The sequence below is a fragment of the Klebsiella sp. JB_Kp042 genome (assembly GCF_040065275.1).
In the GTDB taxonomy this organism is placed as follows: Bacteria; Pseudomonadota; Gammaproteobacteria; order Enterobacterales; family Enterobacteriaceae; genus Klebsiella; species Klebsiella quasipneumoniae.
Genome location: NZ_JBEAJL010000087.1, coordinates 1 through 18,054, shown reverse-complemented (window position 1 = coordinate 18,054; position 18,054 = coordinate 1). Strand labels below are relative to the sequence as shown.

Annotated in this window: 12 protein-coding genes; 8 read left to right on the top strand and 4 right to left on the bottom strand. The window is 56.1% G+C overall.

The genetic code is table 11. The annotated features are described in order from the left end of the window. Positions 1 to 30 precede the first annotated feature (30 nt). The 5 genes from alr to ABLV54_RS15820 all read left to right on the top strand — a co-directional run bounded on the left by alr (position 31) and on the right by ABLV54_RS15820 (position 4,294). Positions 31 to 1,110 carry an alanine racemase gene (gene alr / locus ABLV54_RS15840; RefSeq protein WP_050533634.1) on the top strand — a complete coding sequence of 360 codons (1,080 nt, stop codon included), beginning with the start codon at positions 31 to 33 and terminating at the stop codon, positions 1,108 to 1,110. Between the two features lie 177 nt (positions 1,111 to 1,287). Next, positions 1,288 to 2,481 carry an aromatic amino acid transaminase gene (gene tyrB, locus ABLV54_RS15835; protein WP_047718372.1) on the top strand — a complete coding sequence of 398 codons (1,194 nt, stop codon included), beginning with the start codon at positions 1,288 to 1,290 and terminating at the stop codon, positions 2,479 to 2,481. 191 nt (positions 2,482 to 2,672) lie between these two features. After that, positions 2,673 to 3,386: an acid phosphatase AphA gene (gene aphA, locus ABLV54_RS15830; protein WP_004151745.1), complete on the top strand. Its 714-nt coding sequence runs from the start codon at positions 2,673 to 2,675 to the stop codon at positions 3,384 to 3,386. A 131-nt stretch (positions 3,387 to 3,517) separates the two neighbouring features. Continuing rightward, positions 3,518 to 3,934: a secondary thiamine-phosphate synthase enzyme YjbQ gene (locus ABLV54_RS15825; protein ID WP_048296434.1), complete on the top strand. Its 417-nt coding sequence runs from the start codon at positions 3,518 to 3,520 to the stop codon at positions 3,932 to 3,934. A gap of 3 nt (positions 3,935 to 3,937) precedes the next feature. Further along, a complete protein-coding gene (locus ABLV54_RS15820) occupies positions 3,938 to 4,294 on the top strand; it encodes an MmcQ/YjbR family DNA-binding protein (RefSeq protein WP_023291634.1) in 357 nt (118 codons plus the stop codon). On the opposite strand, the gene uvrA is transcribed toward ABLV54_RS15820, so the two are convergent. Further along, positions 4,295 to 7,120 (bottom strand): excinuclease ABC subunit UvrA, encoded by a 2,826-nt coding sequence (gene uvrA, locus ABLV54_RS15815; RefSeq protein ID WP_023291635.1) that lies wholly within the window; start codon positions 7,118 to 7,120, stop codon positions 4,295 to 4,297. 254 nt (positions 7,121 to 7,374) lie between these two features. On the opposite strand from uvrA, the gene ssb1 reads away from it, so the two are divergent. Beyond that, the gene (gene ssb1 / locus ABLV54_RS15810) at positions 7,375 to 7,899 is read left to right on the top strand and encodes a single-stranded DNA-binding protein SSB1 (protein WP_004151744.1); all 525 of its coding nucleotides are present in this window, start codon (positions 7,375 to 7,377) and stop codon (positions 7,897 to 7,899) included. Between the two features lie 128 nt (positions 7,900 to 8,027). On the opposite strand, the gene ABLV54_RS15805 is transcribed toward ssb1, so the two are convergent. After that, a complete protein-coding gene (locus tag ABLV54_RS15805) occupies positions 8,028 to 9,608 on the bottom strand; it encodes a lytic transglycosylase F (protein WP_032454565.1) in 1,581 nt (526 codons plus the stop codon). Positions 9,609 to 10,196: 588 nt separating this feature from the next. Here ABLV54_RS15805 and ABLV54_RS15800 point away from each other — a divergent pair. Next, positions 10,197 to 12,455 carry a TonB-dependent siderophore receptor gene (locus ABLV54_RS15800; protein WP_044525132.1) on the top strand — a complete coding sequence of 753 codons (2,259 nt, stop codon included), beginning with the start codon at positions 10,197 to 10,199 and terminating at the stop codon, positions 12,453 to 12,455. Between the two features lie 264 nt (positions 12,456 to 12,719). On the opposite strand, the gene ABLV54_RS15795 is transcribed toward ABLV54_RS15800, so the two are convergent. After that, positions 12,720 to 13,088, bottom strand: coding sequence for a helix-turn-helix transcriptional regulator (locus ABLV54_RS15795; RefSeq protein WP_048296437.1), 369 nt, complete (start codon positions 13,086 to 13,088; stop codon positions 12,720 to 12,722). A gap of 33 nt (positions 13,089 to 13,121) precedes the next feature. Then, positions 13,122 to 14,882, bottom strand: a complete 1,761-nt coding sequence (locus ABLV54_RS15790; RefSeq protein WP_044525134.1) for a tannase/feruloyl esterase family alpha/beta hydrolase — start codon at positions 14,880 to 14,882, stop codon at positions 13,122 to 13,124. Positions 14,883 to 15,506: 624 nt separating this feature from the next. On the opposite strand from ABLV54_RS15790, the gene bamA reads away from it, so the two are divergent. Further along, positions 15,507 to 17,930 carry an outer membrane protein assembly factor BamA gene (gene bamA / locus ABLV54_RS15785; protein WP_050533636.1) on the top strand — a complete coding sequence of 808 codons (2,424 nt, stop codon included), beginning with the start codon at positions 15,507 to 15,509 and terminating at the stop codon, positions 17,928 to 17,930. Positions 17,931 to 18,054: the final 124 nt, after the last annotated feature.

Below are 18,054 nucleotides of genomic sequence, written 5' to 3'. Positions count from 1 at the left end.
CCTTCCTCCTTCTTTAATTAAGGAATTCAAATGCAAGCGGCAACTGTAGTTATCAACCGCCGCGCTCTGCGACACAACCTGCAACGTCTGCGTGAACTGGCGCCTGCCAGCAAACTGGTTGCGGTGGTGAAAGCGAACGCCTACGGACACGGTCTTGTTGAGACCGCGCGAACGCTGACCGACGCCGACGCTTTTGGCGTCGCCCGCCTGGAAGAGGCGCTGCGCCTGCGAGCGGGGGGGATCGCCCAGCCGATCCTCCTGCTGGAAGGCTTTTTTGCGGCGGAAGACCTGGCGGTGATCGCCGCTCAGCGTCTGCATACGGCGGTGCATAGCCCCGAACAGCTGGCGGCGCTGGAGCAAGCCGACCTCCCCGAGCCGGTGACCGTGTGGATGAAACTGGATACCGGTATGCATCGCTTAGGGGTGCGCCCGGAGGAAGCTGAGGCGTTTTATCAGCGTCTGAGCCAGTGCAAAAACGTCCGCCAGCCGGTCAACGTGGTGAGCCACTTCGCCCGCGCCGATGAGCCGACCTGCGGCGCCACCGAACGGCAGCTGGATATCTTCACCACCTTTACCGAAGGCAAGCCGGGATGGCGCTCTATTGCCGCCTCGGGTGGCATCCTGCTGTGGCCGCAGTCGCATTATGACTGGGTGCGTCCGGGCATTATCCTGTATGGCGTGTCGCCGCTGGACGATCGCTCCACCGGGAAAGATTTTGGCTGTCAGCCGGTGATGACCCTGACGTCCAGCCTGATTGCCGTGCGCGAGCATAAAGCAGGGGAGCCCGTCGGCTACGGCGGCACCTGGGTCAGCGAACGCGACACTCGGCTCGGCGTGGTCGCGATGGGCTATGGCGACGGTTATCCGCGCGCCGCGCCGTCGGGCACCCCAGTGCTGGTCAATGGCCGCGAAGTGCCGATTGTCGGCCGGGTGGCGATGGATATGATCTGTGTTGACCTCGGCCCGCAGGCCGAGGATAAAGCCGGCGACGCGGTGGTGCTGTGGGGAGAGGGACTCCCGGTAGAGCGCATCGCCGAGATAACGAAAGTGAGCGCTTACGAACTTATTACGCGACTGACCTCCCGCGTAGCCATGAAATACCTCGACTGAGCCTCGTTCGTACCGGATAGCTCAGACGCTGGTCCGGTACGCAATCGGTATAGCCGCAGACAAAAAAGCGGTTTATACCGCTGCGCAGTCACTTTCCCCTCAACATCCTCTCGACCTGCCGTCATATCCGGTTTATTGTGTAAGAACCTGCCCTATGTAAACCTGGAGATACATCGCGTGTTTCAAAAAGTTGACGCCTACGCCGGCGACCCAATTCTTTCTCTGATGGAACGCTTCAAAGAAGACCCGCGAAGCGACAAAGTCAACCTGAGTATCGGGCTGTATTACAACGATGACGGCATTATCCCGCAGCTGCAGGCGGTGGCGGAAGCGGAAGCGCGCCTGAACGCCGAGCCGCACGGCGCCTCGCTGTATCTGCCGATGGAAGGGCTGAGCGGCTACCGCCAGGTGATTGCCCCGCTGCTGTTTGGCGCAGAGCATAGCGCGCTTAAGCAAAACCGCATCGCCTCCATTCAGACGGTCGGCGGTTCGGGCGCGCTGAAGGTCGGGGCCGACTTCCTCAAACGCTACTTTCCTGAGTCTCATGTCTGGGTCAGTGACCCGACCTGGGAAAACCACATCGCCATATTTGAAGGGGCTGGCTTCGAAGTAAGTACTTACCCCTGGTTTGATAAAGCCACCAACGGCGTGCGCTTTGAAGCGCTGCTGGCGACGCTGCAAACGCTGCCGGCGCGCGACATTGTGCTGCTGCACCCCTGCTGCCACAACCCGACCGGCGCCGACCTGACGCCGGAACAGTGGGATCGTGTGGTGGAGATCCTGAAAGCGCGTCAGCTGATCCCGTTCCTCGACATTGCCTACCAGGGCTTTGGCGCAGGGCTGGAAGAGGATGCCTACGCCATTCGCGCCATCGCCAGCGCCGGGATGCCGATGCTGGTCAGCAACTCTTTCTCCAAAATTTTCTCCCTGTACGGGGAGCGCGTCGGCGGCCTGTCGGTGGTCTGTGAAGACAGTGAAACCGCAGGCCGCGTGCTGGGCCAGCTGAAGGCCACCGTGCGCCGCAACTACTCCAGCCCGCCGAGCTTTGGCGCGCAGGTGGTGGCGACGGTGCTGAACGATGCCGGGCTGAAAGCCACCTGGCAGGCGGAAGTGGACGCCATGCGCGCGCATATCCTGACCATGCGTCAGGCGCTGGTCGACGCGCTGCAGCAGGTTGCTCCGGGCAGCAAAGTGGATTATCTGCTCAAGCAGCGCGGGATGTTCAGCTACACCGGCTTCAGCGCGGCGCAGGTGGATCGCCTGCGCGACGAGTTTGGCGTCTACCTGATTGCCAGCGGACGTATGTGCGTGGCGGGGTTAAACTCACGTAATGTTCAGCAGGTAGCGAAAGCCTTTGCCGCGGTAATGTAAGCCGCTCTCCAGCAGGTTGTCTCTGCCGGTCAACGGGCAGAGGCAACCCCCTCTGATTGTGATCATCCTCTTTTTCTATGACATCAGCGCGAAAAAGGCTTTTCATCCCTGTCGCCTGCGGGTAAGGTCGGGACGTTACTAAGCATGCACATTATTGAAAACAATAATGATTGATCGATTTAGGGATAAATATGCGCAAACTTACTCTCGCCCTTGCGGCGGCCTCTCTCCTGTTCACGCTGAACAGCGCCGTCGTGGCGCGCGCCTCCACGCCGCAGCCGCTGTGGGTCGGTACCAACGTGGCCCAGCTGGCCGAGCAGGCGCCGATCCACTGGGTTTCGGTGGCGCAAATTGAGAACAGCCTGCTGGGGCGCCCGCCGATGGCCGTCGGTTTTGATATCGATGACACCGTCCTCTTCTCCAGTCCCGGTTTCTGGCGCGGGCAAAAAACCTTCTCCCCCGGCAGTGAGGATTACCTGAAAAACCCGCAGTTCTGGGAAAAAATGAACAACGGCTGGGACGAATTCAGCATGCCAAAAGAGGTGGCGCGCCAGCTGATTGCCATGCATGTGAAGCGTGGCGACAGCATCTGGTTCGTCACCGGCCGCAGCCAGACCAAAACAGAAACCGTTTCTAAAACCCTGCAGGATGATTTCCTCATCCCGGCCGCCAATATGAACCCGGTGATTTTCGCTGGCGATAAGCCGGGTCAGAACACCAAGACCCAGTGGCTGCAGGCGAAGCAGATAAAGGTTTTCTATGGCGACTCGGATAACGACATTACCGCTGCCCGCGAGGCGGGCGCCCGCGGGATCCGCGTGCTGCGCGCCGCCAACTCCTCCTACAAGCCGCTGCCGATGGCCGGCGCGCTGGGCGAAGAAGTGATCGTCAATTCCGAATACTGATGGGCGCCTGAACGGGATAAACGGCAGCGGTGACGCTGCCGTTTTTTTATGCAAAATCCGGGGTGGAAGGTTTTACCTTTTCACGTATTGCTGCACACTTAGAGGGATTCATTCGCAAAAAGGAGTCGATGATGTGGTATCAGCAAACCCTGACGCTTGGGCCCAAATCCCGTGGTTTTCATCTGGTCACCGACGAAATCCTCGGCCAGATCCGCGGGCTGTCCGGGATGAAGGTCGGCCTGCTACACCTCCTGCTCCAGCATACTTCCGCTTCCCTGACGCTCAACGAAAACTGCGATCCCACCGTCCGGTATGACATGGAGCAGTATTTTCTCAACGCCGTGCCGGACAATGCGCCGTACGAACATGATTATGAAGGCCCTGACGATATGCCGTCGCACATCAAATCATCGATGCTTGGCGTGTCGCTGATGCTGCCGGTCGAGGACGGACGCGTCAGGCTGGGGACCTGGCAGGGCATCTGGCTGGGGGAGCATCGGATACACGGCGGTTCGCGGCACATCGTTGCGACGCTCATGGGGGAATAAAAGATGACAATTTCGGAGTTATTGCAGTACTGCATGGCGAAGCCGGGAGCAGAGCAGAGCGTCCACAGCGACTGGAAAGCCACGCAGATTAAGGTCTCGGACGTGCTGTTTGCCATGGTGAAGGAGGTCGAAGACCAGCGGCCGGCGGTTGCGTTGAAGGCGAGTCCGGAGCTGGCGGAGCTCCTGCGGCAGCAGCATCGCGACGTCCGGCCCAGCAAGCATCTCAATAAAGCGCACTGGAGCACCGTCTTTCTGGATGGCTCGCTGCCGGATTCGCAAATCTACTACCTGGTCGATGCGTCTTACCAGCAGGCGGTGAAAATGCTGCCGGAGCCGGTCCGGCAGCAGCTTTCCCGCTAATTATTTCAGCATCGGCTTCAGGAAGCGCGCGGTGTGCGAGGCTTCGCACTCAGCGACGGTTTCCGGCGTACCGGAAACCAGAATTTCGCCGCCGCCGCTGCCGCCTTCCGGGCCGAGATCGACAATCCAGTCGGCAGTTTTTATCACGTCGAGGTTGTGCTCAATCACCACGATGGTATTGCCCTGATCGCGCAGCTGGTGCAACACTTCCAGCAGCTGCTGGATATCGGCGAAGTGCAGACCGGTGGTTGGCTCATCGAGGATATACAGCGTCTGGCCGGTACCGCGCTTGGACAGCTCGCGCGCCAGCTTCACGCGCTGCGCCTCGCCGCCGGACAGCGTCGTCGCCGACTGGCCGAGACGGATATAGGTCAGGCCGACATCCATCAGGGTTTGCAGCTTACGCGCCAGCGCCGGTACGGCATCAAAGAACTCGCGCGCTTCTTCAATGGTCATATCCAGCACTTCGTGGATGGTTTTGCCTTTGTACTTAATCTCCAGCGTTTCGCGGTTATAGCGCTTACCTTTGCACTGGTCGCACGGTACGTAGATATCCGGCAGGAAGTGCATTTCGACCTTGATCACTCCGTCGCCCTGGCAGGCTTCGCAGCGACCGCCGCGGACGTTAAAACTGAAACGACCCGGCGTATAGCCGCGGGAACGTGATTCCGGCACCCCGGCGAAGAGCTCGCGCACCGGCGTAAACACCCCGGTATAGGTCGCGGGATTGGAGCGCGGCGTACGGCCGATCGGGCTCTGGTCGATATCGATGACTTTATCGAAGTGCTCCAGCCCCTGAATATCGCGATACGGCGCCGGTTCGGCGATGGTCGCCCCGTTAAGCTGACGCTGGGCAATCGGAAACAGGGTATCGTTGATCAGCGTTGATTTACCCGAGCCGGAGACGCCGGTAATGCAGGTAAACAGGCCCACCGGCAGAGTCAGCGTCACGTCTTTCAGGTTGTTGCCGCGCGCGCCGGTCAGTTTGAGGACTTTCTCCGGATCGGCGGGCACGCGCTGCTTCGGCACTTCAATTTTGCGCTTGCCGCTCATGAACTGGCCGGTCAGGGATTCCGGGACGGCCATAATGGCCTCCAGCGGCCCTTCCGCCACCACCTGGCCGCCGTGGACTCCGGCCCCAGGGCCGATATCGATCACATGGTCGGCGGCGCGAATGGCGTCTTCGTCATGCTCAACGACGATCACCGTGTTGCCCAAATTACGCAGGTGAATCAGGGTCCCGAGCAGGCGCTCGTTATCGCGCTGGTGCAGGCCGATGGAGGGCTCATCCAGGACGTACATCACGCCAACCAGTCCAGCGCCAATCTGGCTCGCCAGGCGGATACGCTGGGCCTCGCCGCCGGAGAGCGTTTCCGCCGAACGGGAGAGCGTCAGGTAGTTGAGGCCGACGTTGACGAGGAACTTCAGGCGATCGCCAATCTCTTTCAGCACTTTTTCGGCGATTTTCGCCCGCTGGCCGGAGAGTTTCAGATTGTTGAAGAAGTCCATCGCGTGGCCGATGCTCATATCGGAAATGGTCGGCAGCGGGGTGTTTTCCACAAACACGTGGCGCGCCTCGCGGCGCAGACGCGTACCGTCGCAGCTGGCGCACGGGCGATTGCTGATGAACTTCGCCAGCTCTTCGCGCACCGCGCTGGATTCCGTCTCTTTGTAGCGGCGCTCCATGTTATGCAGCACGCCTTCGAACGGATGGCGGCGTACCGAGGTGTCGCCGCGGTCGTTCATGTATTTGAATTCAATATTCTCTTTACCGGAACCGTACAGGACCACTTTCTGCACGCTGGCGCTGAGAGTGCCCCACGGCGCTTCGACGTCGAACTTGTAGTGCTCCGCCAGCGACTTCAGCATCTGGAAGTAGTAGAAGTTACGCCGATCCCAGCCGCGGATGGCGCCGCCCGCCAGCGACAGCTCCGGATTTTGCACCACGCGATCGGGATCGAAATATTGCTGCACGCCGAGGCCGTCGCAGGTCGGGCAGGCGCCCGCCGGGTTGTTGAAGGAGAACAGGCGCGGCTCCAGCTCGCGCATGCTGTAGCCGCAGATCGGGCAGGCGAAGTTGGCGGAAAACAGCAGTTCTTCCGCTTTCTCATCATCCATATTGGCCACGATGGCGGTACCGCCGGAGAGCTCCAGCGCGGTTTCAAACGACTCGGCCAGACGTTGCGCCAGATCGTCGCGCACCTTGAAGCGGTCGATGACCACCTCGATGGTGTGTTTCTTCTGCAGCTCCAGCTTCGGCGGATCCGAGAGATCGCAGACTTCGCCGTCTATCCGTGCGCGGATATAGCCCTGGCTGGCGAGGTTTTCCAGGGTTTTGGTGTGCTCGCCCTTACGCTCTTTAATAATGGGCGCCAGCAGCATCAGACGCAGGCCTTCCGGCTGGGCGAGGACGTTATCGACCATCTGGCTGACGGTCTGCGCCGCCAGCGGCACGTCGTGGTCCGGACAGCGCGGCTCGCCGACGCGGGCGTACAGCAGACGCAGGTAGTCGTGAATTTCGGTAATAGTACCCACCGTCGAGCGGGGGTTGTGAGAGGTTGATTTCTGTTCGATGGAAATCGCCGGCGACAGCCCTTCGATATGGTCGACGTCCGGCTTCTCCATCAGCGACAGGAACTGTCGCGCATAGGCGGAGAGCGATTCGACGTAGCGACGCTGGCCTTCGGCATACAGGGTGTCGAAAGCCAGTGAAGATTTGCCAGACCCGGAAAGCCCGGTGACGACAATGAGTTTGTCGCGCGGGATAACGAGGTTGATGTTTTTGAGATTATGGGTGCGGGCGCCCCGAACTTCGATCTTATCCATTCACCTTTCCCGGTAGGTAGATACACGGATTGCCTGGTTTGCTTGAAGGACAAACGGCAGAAACGGCTAATTATGACACAATTTAACCTGTCTGAATATACAGTATTGGAATGGCGCTGCGGGAAGCGTGTGAAAATTTGCATAGCGGCGGCATGTTTTCTGGAATTGGCTTAGCAGCTATCAAATTGTCCCTTTGTGGTGTTAGAATTCCCGGTTTACACTTATACAAAACGTATTATTCAGGAGATTCGATCATGGCCAGCAGAGGCGTAAACAAGGTGATTCTCGTCGGTAATCTGGGGCAGGACCCGGAAGTACGCTACATGCCAAGTGGCGGCGCAGTCGCCAACTTCACGCTGGCAACTTCCGAATCCTGGCGTGACAAGCAGACCGGCGAAATGAAAGAGCAGACTGAATGGCACCGCGTTGTGCTGTTCGGCAAACTGGCGGAAGTCGCTGGTGAGTACCTGCGTAAAGGCTCTCAGGTGTACATTGAAGGCCAGCTGCGTACCCGCAAGTGGACCGATCAATCCGGTCAGGACAAATACACCACTGAAGTGGTGGTGAACGTTGGCGGCACCATGCAGATGCTGGGCGGCCGTCAGGGCGGCGGCGCACCGGCAGGTGGCGGCCAGCAGCAGGGCGGTTGGGGTCAGCCTCAGCAGCCGCAGGGCGGCAACCAGTTCAGCGGCGGCGCGCAGTCCCGTCCGCAGCAGCAGGCTCCGGCAGCGCCTTCCAACGAACCGCCGATGGACTTCGACGACGATATCCCGTTCTAAGGCTTGCCTTAGACGCAATATCCGCGTAGTTAAAACAGAAAGCCCCGGTTTCGACGGGGCTTTTTTTATGATTATTCCACCGCCGCCTCAGGAGTCGTTTTGACCACTGATCGCGGATCGCGAGCGCTTCAGGCTGCGGGCACCTGAGCGGTTGCGGGCGTCGCCACGCCTGGCTGCGGTGCGGCGGGCTGTGTCGCTGGCCTCTGCCGCGGCGCGGCCGTCGCTTTCTGTTTGCGGGCCATGTCATCGACGATCAGCCGATAGGCGATGTAATACTTATAGATATTGCTGACGTAGGTCACCGTTTCCGCGCCGATTTTTTCTGCCGCCAGATTTTCGACATTACCGAACCAGACGTTTGGATCAAACCCGCGCTGTTTGGTCATGGTGCGCAGGCGGGCGATACGCGCTGGACCGGCGTTGTAGGAAGCAAAGGTAAATAGCGCTTTATCCAGCCGGGTCATGGGCTCATCAGCATAGTATCGATCTATCATCCAGCGCATATATTTCACGCCAGCATGAATGTTGGGATCCAGCTGTTTAATATCACCCACCTTCAGCTCTCTTCCGGTGCTGGGCATCACCTGCATCACCCCGACGGCGCCGACGTGGCTTCGAACCGACTGGTTCAGCCGCGACTCCTGGTATCCCTGGGCCGCCATCAGCAGCCAGTCGACATCGTAGCGATCGCCATATTTGCGGAAGACGTCCACCATGGCGAGGAACTTGCGCCGTTCCTGACTCGCTGCGGCATTTTTGACATATTTAGCGTTTTTCAGGTAACGCAGCAGGAGAGTATTGCCCAGCGTGGTGCCCTGACGATTCTTTTTCACAAAGTTGTTCAGCAGCGCCAGCAGCTGCGGACTGTCCTGGCGTACCGCCCACGCAATGTTGCCGCCGTCGCGCAGCACCACGTTGTCATGGACCTGGATTTTCGGAAACACCTGTTTCCAGAAAACAGCTTTATGCTGATCGACGACGATCAACGGCACCAGCCCGGCGTTGAGCATTTCCAGCAGATCTTCATCCTCCAGCGCTTCCGGCGCCGCTTCCAGGGTAACCGGCGGTCTTGACTCACTGGCAAATCGGGCGTTCAGCGCTTGCAGACTGTCGTAATAGCTGGAGGAGCGGCGAACAAAGACCGTTTGACCGGAAAGCTGCTCCAGGCTGTCGACCTTTGGCGACGCCGGGCCGGAGATCAGCAACTCTTTGACGCCGCTGTAGAGCGGCTGAGCGAAAGCGGCCTGGGCTTCCCGCGACGGAGTGATGGTCAGGTTGGCGGCGACGATATCCCCTTTACCTTCATTGAGCGCGGTGAAGAGATTATCCCGGCTGACCGGCACGAAAACGATATGTAGCTTCAGGTGGCGCTGTTTCAGCTTTTTATCCCTGGCCAGCTGTTTATTCAGATCGTTTTCCAGCGCCATGAAAATGTCGTGCGTCGCTCCGCGTTGGGTTCCCTTATCAATAAAAAAGAAGGTCTTGCTGTAGGTGGTTAATACCCGGATGGTGCGCCGATCAAGCATGCCAGGCAGATCGCCTTTCCACGGCTGCAGCATGTCGTCGATATGGATCGACAGCGTGTTATCTTCGGTTGCCACCGGCGGCGCTTTTTCCGCCTCCGCCGCAAGCAGGATAGGGGCGAATAACAGCGTCGCGAGGCAGGTGAGCCAGGCGATAAACAGGCGTGATAGCAAGTTGGCGTTCATGGAGGAACACTCCGCAGGGGGATGTGTTTATTTTAGCAGAACGGCCGCCGTTAGCCGGGCACGACAAGGGCGTAAAAAACATAACGATGCTGACAAATCATTTTCTCCCATTTTATCGCTTACTATTAATGTGCTTTTATCTTTACTTTAACTATGGAGATAATATGGCGGAAATGTGTTTTTTTAATGATAAATAGAAAGTAATGATAATGTTTTTATTTTATGCTTCCTCATCTGTTTTGTATTAACCTTTTGATTATTAGTGTTTATTTTATTTTTATCCGATATTGATTATTATCACCTTGATAATGAATCTCATTTTTATTACCGTAGCACAGCACATTACTCTTATTATTCGCTGTCTGGATTACGCTATCAAAGAATAGCGCGAAGCGCTTTTTCTCTAATGATGAAACAGGGCACTTAATTTTATTATGCCTCATGCTGTTTTCTTATTCCCATGACTATCGGGAAGGGGCTGACCTACGCCAAAATCTGGCGAGGCGCTGAGGCGAGTATTTTATCCCCTTGTTTTTTCAATTGGGGAAGGCGTTATGCCCGACAGCAACAGAAAACAGGGCATATTCTATGAAATACACGTCTCACTTCCCGCTGGGGATCGTCATTCCTTTGCTCGCCTGTAGCGTGCAGCTGCAGGCGGCAGAGAATATTACTGAACAATCGACTCGTGACGAGAGCACCCCAACGGCCGAAAACCAGGAGGAAACGATGGTGGTGACCGCTGCCAGGCAGAACCTGCAGGCGCCGGGCGTGTCGACCATTACCGCAGAGGAGATTCGCAAACATCCCCCCGCCCGCGATGTGTCGGAGTTAATTCGCACGCAACCCGGGGTCAACCTGACCGGTAACTCCACTAGCGGTCAGCGCGGCAACAACCGGCAAATTGATATCCGTGGCATGGGGCCAGAGAATACGCTGGTGCTGGTCGATGGAAAACCGGTCACCAGCCGTAACTCGGTACGATATGGCTGGCGCGGCGATCGTGATTCCCGTGGCGATACCAACTGGGTGCCGGCAGAGATGATCGATCATATCGATGTGATCCGCGGCCCGGCGGCGGCGCGCTATGGTAATGGCGCGATGGGCGGGGTCGTCAACATCGTAACCAAACCGACCACGCCTGAATGGCATGGGTCGTGGAATACCTATATCAATGCTCCGCAGCACCGTAAAGAAGGGTCGACGAAACGTACCAACTTTAGCCTCAATGGTCCGCTGTCAGACAGTGTTAGCTTCAATCTCTGGGGTAATCTGAGTAAAACCCAGGCCGATGCTCAGGACATTAACGCCGGGCATGAAGCTGAGCGTACCGGTTCCTACGCGGGCTCTTATCCAGCCGGACGTGAAGGGGTAGTGAACAAAGATATTCACAGTAAGCTGCGCTGGGAATTCGCCCCGATGCAGGCCCTGGAGTTTGAGGCCGGCTACAGCCGCCAGGGCAACCTCTATGCCGGCGACACACAAAACACCAATACCAGTACGCTGGTGAAGAGTATGTACGGGAAAGAGACTAACCGTCTCTACCGGCAAACTTATGGCGTGACATGGACCGGCGGCTGGGATAATGGCGTGACCAGCAACAGCTATGCCCAGTACGAACACACCCGCAACTCGCGAATGAATGAAGGGCTGGCGGGCGGTACGGAAGGGATCTTCTCCAGTAGCGAGTTTTCAGATATCGATCTGGCCGATGTTCTGCTACATAGCGAAGTGAATATTCCGTTTACGCTGGGGGTCGATCAGAATCTGACGCTGGGCACCGAATGGAACCAGCAGCGGATGAAAGACGGCGTGTCGACAGCCCAGGCGCTCTCTTACGGGGCGATCGACGGTGTATCGGCTACCGATCGTAGCCCGTACTCCAGCGCTGAGATTTTCTCGCTGTTTACCGAAGATAATATGGCGCTAACGGACAGTACCATGCTGACACCCGCTCTGCGCTTCGATCACCACAGCATCGTCGGTAATAACTGGAGCCCGTCGCTGAATCTGTCCCAGGAACTGACGGATGACTGGACGCTTAAGCTGGGCATTGCCCGCGCTTACAAGGCGCCTAACCTCTACCAGTTGAACCCGAACTATATTCTCTACAGCAATGGTCAAGGCTGTTACGCCAGTAGTTCCGCCTGCTATCTGATGGGAAATAGCGACCTGAAAGCGGAGACCAGCGTCAATAAAGAGATCGGTATTGAGTACAAGCATGATGGCTATCAGGCGGGAATTACCTGGTTCCGTAACGACTATCACAACAAGATTGAGTCAGGGTATGCGGCGGTGGGCACTGCCAGCAACGGTACCACCAATATCTATCAGTGGGAAAACGTACCAAAAGCGTTAGTGGAAGGCCTGGAAGGAACGCTGAATCTTCCAGTGGGGGAGACGATTAACTGGAGCAATAACCTGACATGGATGCTGCAGAGCAAGAATAAGACGACAGGCGACCGGCTGTCAGTGATCCCGCAGTTTACCCTGAACTCGACTTTGAGCTGGCAGGTTCGTGAAGATCTCTCTCTGCAGAGCACCTTTACCTGGTATGGCCGTCAGAAACCAAAACGCTTTAATTATAAGGGCGAGGCGGTCAGCGGCAGCGAACTAAACGAAGTCAGCCCATACAGCATTGTCGGCCTCAGCGCGACCTGGGATGTGAACAAAAATCTGAGCTTCACCAGTGGGATAGATAACCTGTTTGATATCCGCCACTATCGGGCAGGGAATGCGCAAACGACTGGAAACGCGACGACGGGGGCTTACCTTTATGGTGCGGGTGCTGAGACCTATAACGAGTCGGGGCGAACCTTCTTTATGAGCGTAAATACTCATTTCTAATGGTGCTGAGGAGAATGAAACCGGGTGCAGCGCGGCCCGGTTTTTTTATTTCAGATGAGAGCGGCGGAGACAATTATAAATGGTGACAAAATCTTCACGCCCTCTACATTATTAGCTCAAAATATCCTTTTATACTGATTTCCGTCGCGCAAGGTCGTTGATCCCGACCGGGCTCGATAATAGCATCCTGCTATTTCCCTTCTGCAATACCCCCTGTCCCCCTTCCATTCCCAACCGCAGCGATACGGAGGAGGGGGACCTTCCTTATTTTTGTCGCGTGACCCGGTGACGATATTGGGTGGGTGTGAGCGCATGATATTTTTTGAAGGTACGATTAAACGCACTGAGATCGTCATAACCAACCATAATACAAATATCGACAATACGGTAACCAGGCGTCGTCAGCAATAAACGGCGACAGAGCGACATACGCTGTTGGCGGATATACTCCATCGGCGAACGATCAAAATAATAACGGAAGAGCCGAAATAAATGCCAGGGAGAATAACCAGAAATATCGCTCAGATCGTCGACGGTTAGTTTCTTATCCAGATTATTATCGATCCAAAGGATCAGGTCGTTTAGTACCGATTGCTGGAGCGTTTTGCTACGCATGATTGAGGCCAATCCCAAAAACGAATGGCTCCTCAATGAGGAGCCCCGGGTTTATTGAACGGTGAGCTCGCCGCGGCGAACCTGATAATTTTTTTGGTTATCAGGGCCAATATAGTCGCTGGCGGGTTTTGCCACCTGCAGATAACCAAACGCGGTTGATTGCTCTGCATGATAATTTTCGCCGTCATTCACGTCGCCGCGCCCGTTATAACGGGCAATCGCTGGGAAGGGATACACCGGACGCGTTGCGATAACGGCTGGAGTGGCGTCAGCGTAAGGCTGACTGATTTTCTGCACGCCGTGAAACTGCGTTTGCGCATCTGGTTTTTCTGTCATCGGCGGCAGCCTGGCGGCGGCTGACGCCCGTTTTCCGGCCATAAGCTCTTGCGGCGCGATGCCTTCCTCGGTCCAGCGCATCAGCGGGGTAAGGAGATCAATTTGATCGTAACCTTCGCCATTACCGCAATGTGCTACCCCAGGCAGCAGGAATAACCGCAGGAAGGTATCCGTTGCGGCATGGCCCATCTCTGCTTCTACGCCGCGGTAATAGGCGATAGAAAAGGCTGGGCTGACGGAGTCATCGGCCAGACCGTGCCACAGGATAAGCTTGCCGCCGCGCTGTTGATAGGCATGAAGATTGGTATTTGCCGCGTTATAGAGCGGTGCCAGTTGAGCGACGGCGTCAAAATTCTGCTGATTAAGTGGGAAATCCCGCATCGAATGGATCTTCTGTTTTCCTCCCGGCAGGAGCACGGATTGCAGAGCCGGTAGTACCATCATTTCCGACATTGAGTGGCCGGTCGGCATCTCCGGCACCGGCCAGCGTAGCTCGGAGCCCAGCGGAAGACCGCCAGCGACGAACTGGGCGCTGTGGCTGTCGTAAGCGCCGCGGTAGAGCTTTTTCACTACCTCAATCTCTTCCTGTGTCAGGCAGGCGGAACGGTCCTGAGCGTTGGCAGGACAGCGGGGGAGCCAAGTCTCAGAGAACTGACAGGCATACGGGTTTTGCAGGATGCCGTCCTGCACGCCGGAAAGCGTCGGGCAGTGAGACAGTATGGCCTGGTGAATCAAAGGTAAGCGATCTTTCAACAAGACAGCGGTACCGTCGGGACGCTGATTGGCGGCCACATTCCAGCCGTGGAAGAAGGAATTCTGAAACTGGAAAAAGGCCGCAGGCGCGCCAGCGCTGATACCGTCAAAATCCTGCGGAAAGCGCTGTGCTTCCATCAATGCTTCGCGACCGCCGTCTGAGCAGCCCATAAAGTACGCGTATTTTGGCGGCTGGCGGTAAAGCATCTGAATCACTGCTTTGCTCAGCACTGCGGTCAGGTGGTTGGCGCGCCAGGCAAAATCGATGCGCTTTTGCGGATCCTCGGCCCATGAAGCATCCATCATACTGCCATGGTGCCCCATATCGGTTGCTGCCACCACGAACTCGCCGTTCATTGCCGGCAGGCAGCCGCTGGCATTCGACAGACTCAGGTTAATGCTCCCGCACAGTCCGCCGCAGCCGACCTGCAAGAAACGTTGACTCCAGCGCTGGGTCGGCAGGGCAATCTGCACGCCAATCTGGGGGGCGATAGTGGCGCTCACCTTGCACCAGCTTCCCTGCGCGGAGGTTTGCATTTCAGTGTGGTTGATAGTGACCTTTGCGCCAACGGCGGCGCTGAAGTCGGTAGCGCTCAGCGCATCGCATGTCAGCGCGGGGAGAACAATCGGCAGACTGGAGGCAGCCTGCGCTGGCGAAGCGAACGATAACCCAAAGAGGGTGCAGATAATGATGGGTAAGATCGTTTTAAGTAAGCGTGACATACGCAATTCCCTGTAATTGATGATGGGAGGCGGCAGGATGGTGAAGCCTATTCCTCACCTTCCCTGGCGAGGCGCCACTGCTTGGCTATTGTAGATAACGATAGACTTTCCTTGATGCCTTGATAAGGCGTCCCTACTGTATTCTGCTATTTTGAGGAAAATATGGAGATTTTCGCCATTGTCATCTGGCGGTAAATACATGAAAGAATGTTGTGATGTCGATTGCATAATTTATTCAATTTCTCTTCATTATATCTGCTGGCTTTAAGAATATGATTGTGCCTGTTCCTGGTGATTCCAGAGAACAACATTCCTAACGAGATCCTTCCCCCTTTCCATTAGCAAGAAAGGGGGCTTTTTCAATAAAAACCGTTCAGGCAAATCTAAATATAGCTCTGGTGTTGGCCATTAGAACCACGGAGTTCAGGGAAAGTTCCATCCTTAAATATATTTTTAAAGATGATTTAACATCCTTTTTTTCTCCATTTTGTCGCCATAATTGCATGTAATTCTGCGCCTCGCTCAGGTTAATTCTGTCGCATATCTTAGATACGCAACCTGAACAAATAAGCTCAACGCCAGCAGATAACTGCTATTGCTCATTATCTCGTAGACGACACATTCATGTTAAAAAAGACTCATATCATCAGCGGATTATTGATTACCCCTTTAACGTTGTACGCCGCAACATCATATCAAGTTGATGATATTCGTTTTGAAGGGCTGCAGCGCGTGACCGTCGGGGCGGCGCTATTAAGTATGCCGTTGCACGCGGGAGAAACGGTGACGCCAGAGGAAGTCAGCGAGGCGGTGCGCGCGCTGTATGCGAGCGGCAATTTCGAGAATGTGCAGATCCTGCGCGATGGGAAAACGCTGGTGGTGCAGGTTAAGGAGAGGCCCACTATTGCCAGCATCAGTTTTTCCGGGAATAAGTCGGTGAAGGATGATGCGTTAACGGAGAATCTCACCGCGACAGGTATTTTTGCAGGTAGCGCACTGGATAGAAATTCGCTCAGCGAAATAGAAAAGGGGTTGCAGGATTTCTATTACAGCGCGGGGAAATACAGTGCGCAGGTTCACGCTGTGGTGACCCCGTTACCGCGTAATCGCGTTGACTTAACGTTCGTCTTTCAGGAAGGCGTATCGGCGAAAATCGCACAAATAAACATTATCGGTAATCAGGCGTTTCGAGAAGAGACGCTCCTGGACCAGCTTCAGCTACGCGATAATGTGCCGTGGTGGAACGTGGTAGCGGATAAAAAATACCAGAAACAGAAGCTGGAAGCCGATCTGGAAACGCTGCGCAGTTTTTATCTCGATCGCGGCTATGCGCGCTTTGCTATCCAGTCCACGCAGGTCAGTATGACGCCAGATAAAAAATCCTTGTATATCACCATCACCCTCAATGAAGGCGAACGTTATCGGGTCGACCGAACTCAGGTGACAGGCGACCTGGCGCAGCATGGACCGGAGATCGAGGCCCTTGCCCAGCCGCTGGCGGGGGCATGGTATAGCGGGGCGCAAGTCACCACGATTGAAAATGAGATCAAAAAGCGTTTCGGCAAGTATGGTTATGCCTGGCCGCAAGTGACGACCACGCCGGAAATCGATGATGCGCATCACCGTATGACGCTGCATATTCAGGTCGACGCGGGTCGCCGCTACTCGGTACGCCAGATCCGCTTTTCCGGTAACGACACCTCCCGGGACGCGGTGCTGCGTCGTGAAATGCGTCAAATGGAAGGGGCGTGGCTCAACAACGAAAAAGTCGAGCAAGGGAAAGTACGTCTTGACCGAACGGGTTTTTTTGAGAACGTTGAACAGCAGATCGTTCCGGTTAGTGGGACGGCGGATCAGGTCGATGTGGTCTACAAGGTGAAGGAGCGCAACACCGGCTCATTTAACGTGGGCCTGGGATTTGGAACGGACAGCGGCGTGAGCTATCAGCTTGGCGTGACTCAGGATAACTGGCTGGGAACGGGCAACAGCGTTAGCTTCAACGGGACGCGCAACAGCTATCAGTCTTATCTTGAACTGGGGGCGACGAATCCGTGGTTTACCGTCGATGGCATTAGCCTGGGCGGAAAGATTTTTTATAACAGCTATGATGCTTCCGATGCGGACGCCGGGAGCTATAACCAGCAGAGCTACGGCTTAGGCAGTACGCTGGGGTTTCCAATTAGCGAAAATAACTCCCTGAACCTGGGACTGGATTATGTTCATAATCGGCTGACTAATATGGATCCGGAGCTGTCGACCTGGCGCTACCTCAGTTCTCGCGGAATCGAGCCCAGCGTGGTGACGAAAGATGGCGACAGCGGCGCGAAATATAGCGCCAACGATTATTTTGTGAGTATTGGATGGGGTTACAACGACCTCGACCGCGGCTTTTTCCCGCGAGCGGGAAACAAAAGCAGCCTTAGCGGAAAACTGACCCTCCCCGGCTCGGATAACAGTTATTACAAACTCTCCTTTGACACTGCCCAGTATCTGCCACTGAACGAGAATAAGCGCTGGATCTGGATGGAACGCCTGCGCGCAGGCTATGCCGGCGGGTTAGACGGCAAAAGTGTGCCGTTCTACGATAACTTTTACGCTGGCGGTTCGTCGACAGTGCGCGGCTTCTCATCTAACACCATCGGGCCTAAAGCGGCCTATTACCGTTGTAACGAGAGCGAAAGCAGCTATAGCGCCTGCCCGCTGGACTCCTCATCTGATGCGGTCGGCGGGAATGCCATGGCGGTGCTGAACAGCGAATTTATCATTCCAACCCCCTTTGTGAATGACAAATATGCCGATAGTCTGCGAACCTCGCTGTTTGTTGATGCGGGGACGGTCTGGAGCACCTCCTGGCAAAACACCGCGCAGACGCAGGCGGCAGGGATCCCTGACTACGGCGATCCGAGTCATATTCGTCTCTCCGCTGGGATTGCCGTGCAGTGGATGTCTCCTCTCGGTCCACTGGTCTTCTCATGGGCAGAGCCATTTAAAAAGTATGATGGCGATAAAGCAGAGCAGTTTCAGTTTAATATCGGCAAAACCTGGTAAGGCCCCAGCGGGGCTTATTAGACCGGCGTGGCAATATTCTGTAGACGGTACCCCGACATACGGATTGAGCTAAGGAAGGTGCGAACAAGTTCCTGATATGAGATCATCATATTCATCCGGAGCG

Coding starts and splice junctions, on each gene's coding strand:
- ABLV54_RS15820 (WP_023291634.1), top strand. CDS start 3,938: ATGACAATTTCGGAGTTATTGCAGTACTGCATGGCGAAGCCGGGAGCA.
- ABLV54_RS15790 (WP_044525134.1), bottom strand. CDS start 14,882: ATGTCACGCTTACTTAAAACGATCTTACCCATCATTATCTGCACCCTC.
- alr (WP_050533634.1), top strand. CDS start 31: ATGCAAGCGGCAACTGTAGTTATCAACCGCCGCGCTCTGCGACACAAC.
- ssb1 (WP_004151744.1), top strand. CDS start 7,375: ATGGCCAGCAGAGGCGTAAACAAGGTGATTCTCGTCGGTAATCTGGGG.
- uvrA (WP_023291635.1), bottom strand. CDS start 7,120: ATGGATAAGATCGAAGTTCGGGGCGCCCGCACCCATAATCTCAAAAAC.
- ABLV54_RS15805 (WP_032454565.1), bottom strand. CDS start 9,608: ATGAACGCCAACTTGCTATCACGCCTGTTTATCGCCTGGCTCACCTGC.
- ABLV54_RS15825 (WP_048296434.1), top strand. CDS start 3,518: ATGTGGTATCAGCAAACCCTGACGCTTGGGCCCAAATCCCGTGGTTTT.
- ABLV54_RS15800 (WP_044525132.1), top strand. CDS start 10,197: ATGAAATACACGTCTCACTTCCCGCTGGGGATCGTCATTCCTTTGCTC.
- bamA (WP_050533636.1), top strand. CDS start 15,507: ATGTTAAAAAAGACTCATATCATCAGCGGATTATTGATTACCCCTTTA.
- aphA (WP_004151745.1), top strand. CDS start 2,673: ATGCGCAAACTTACTCTCGCCCTTGCGGCGGCCTCTCTCCTGTTCACG.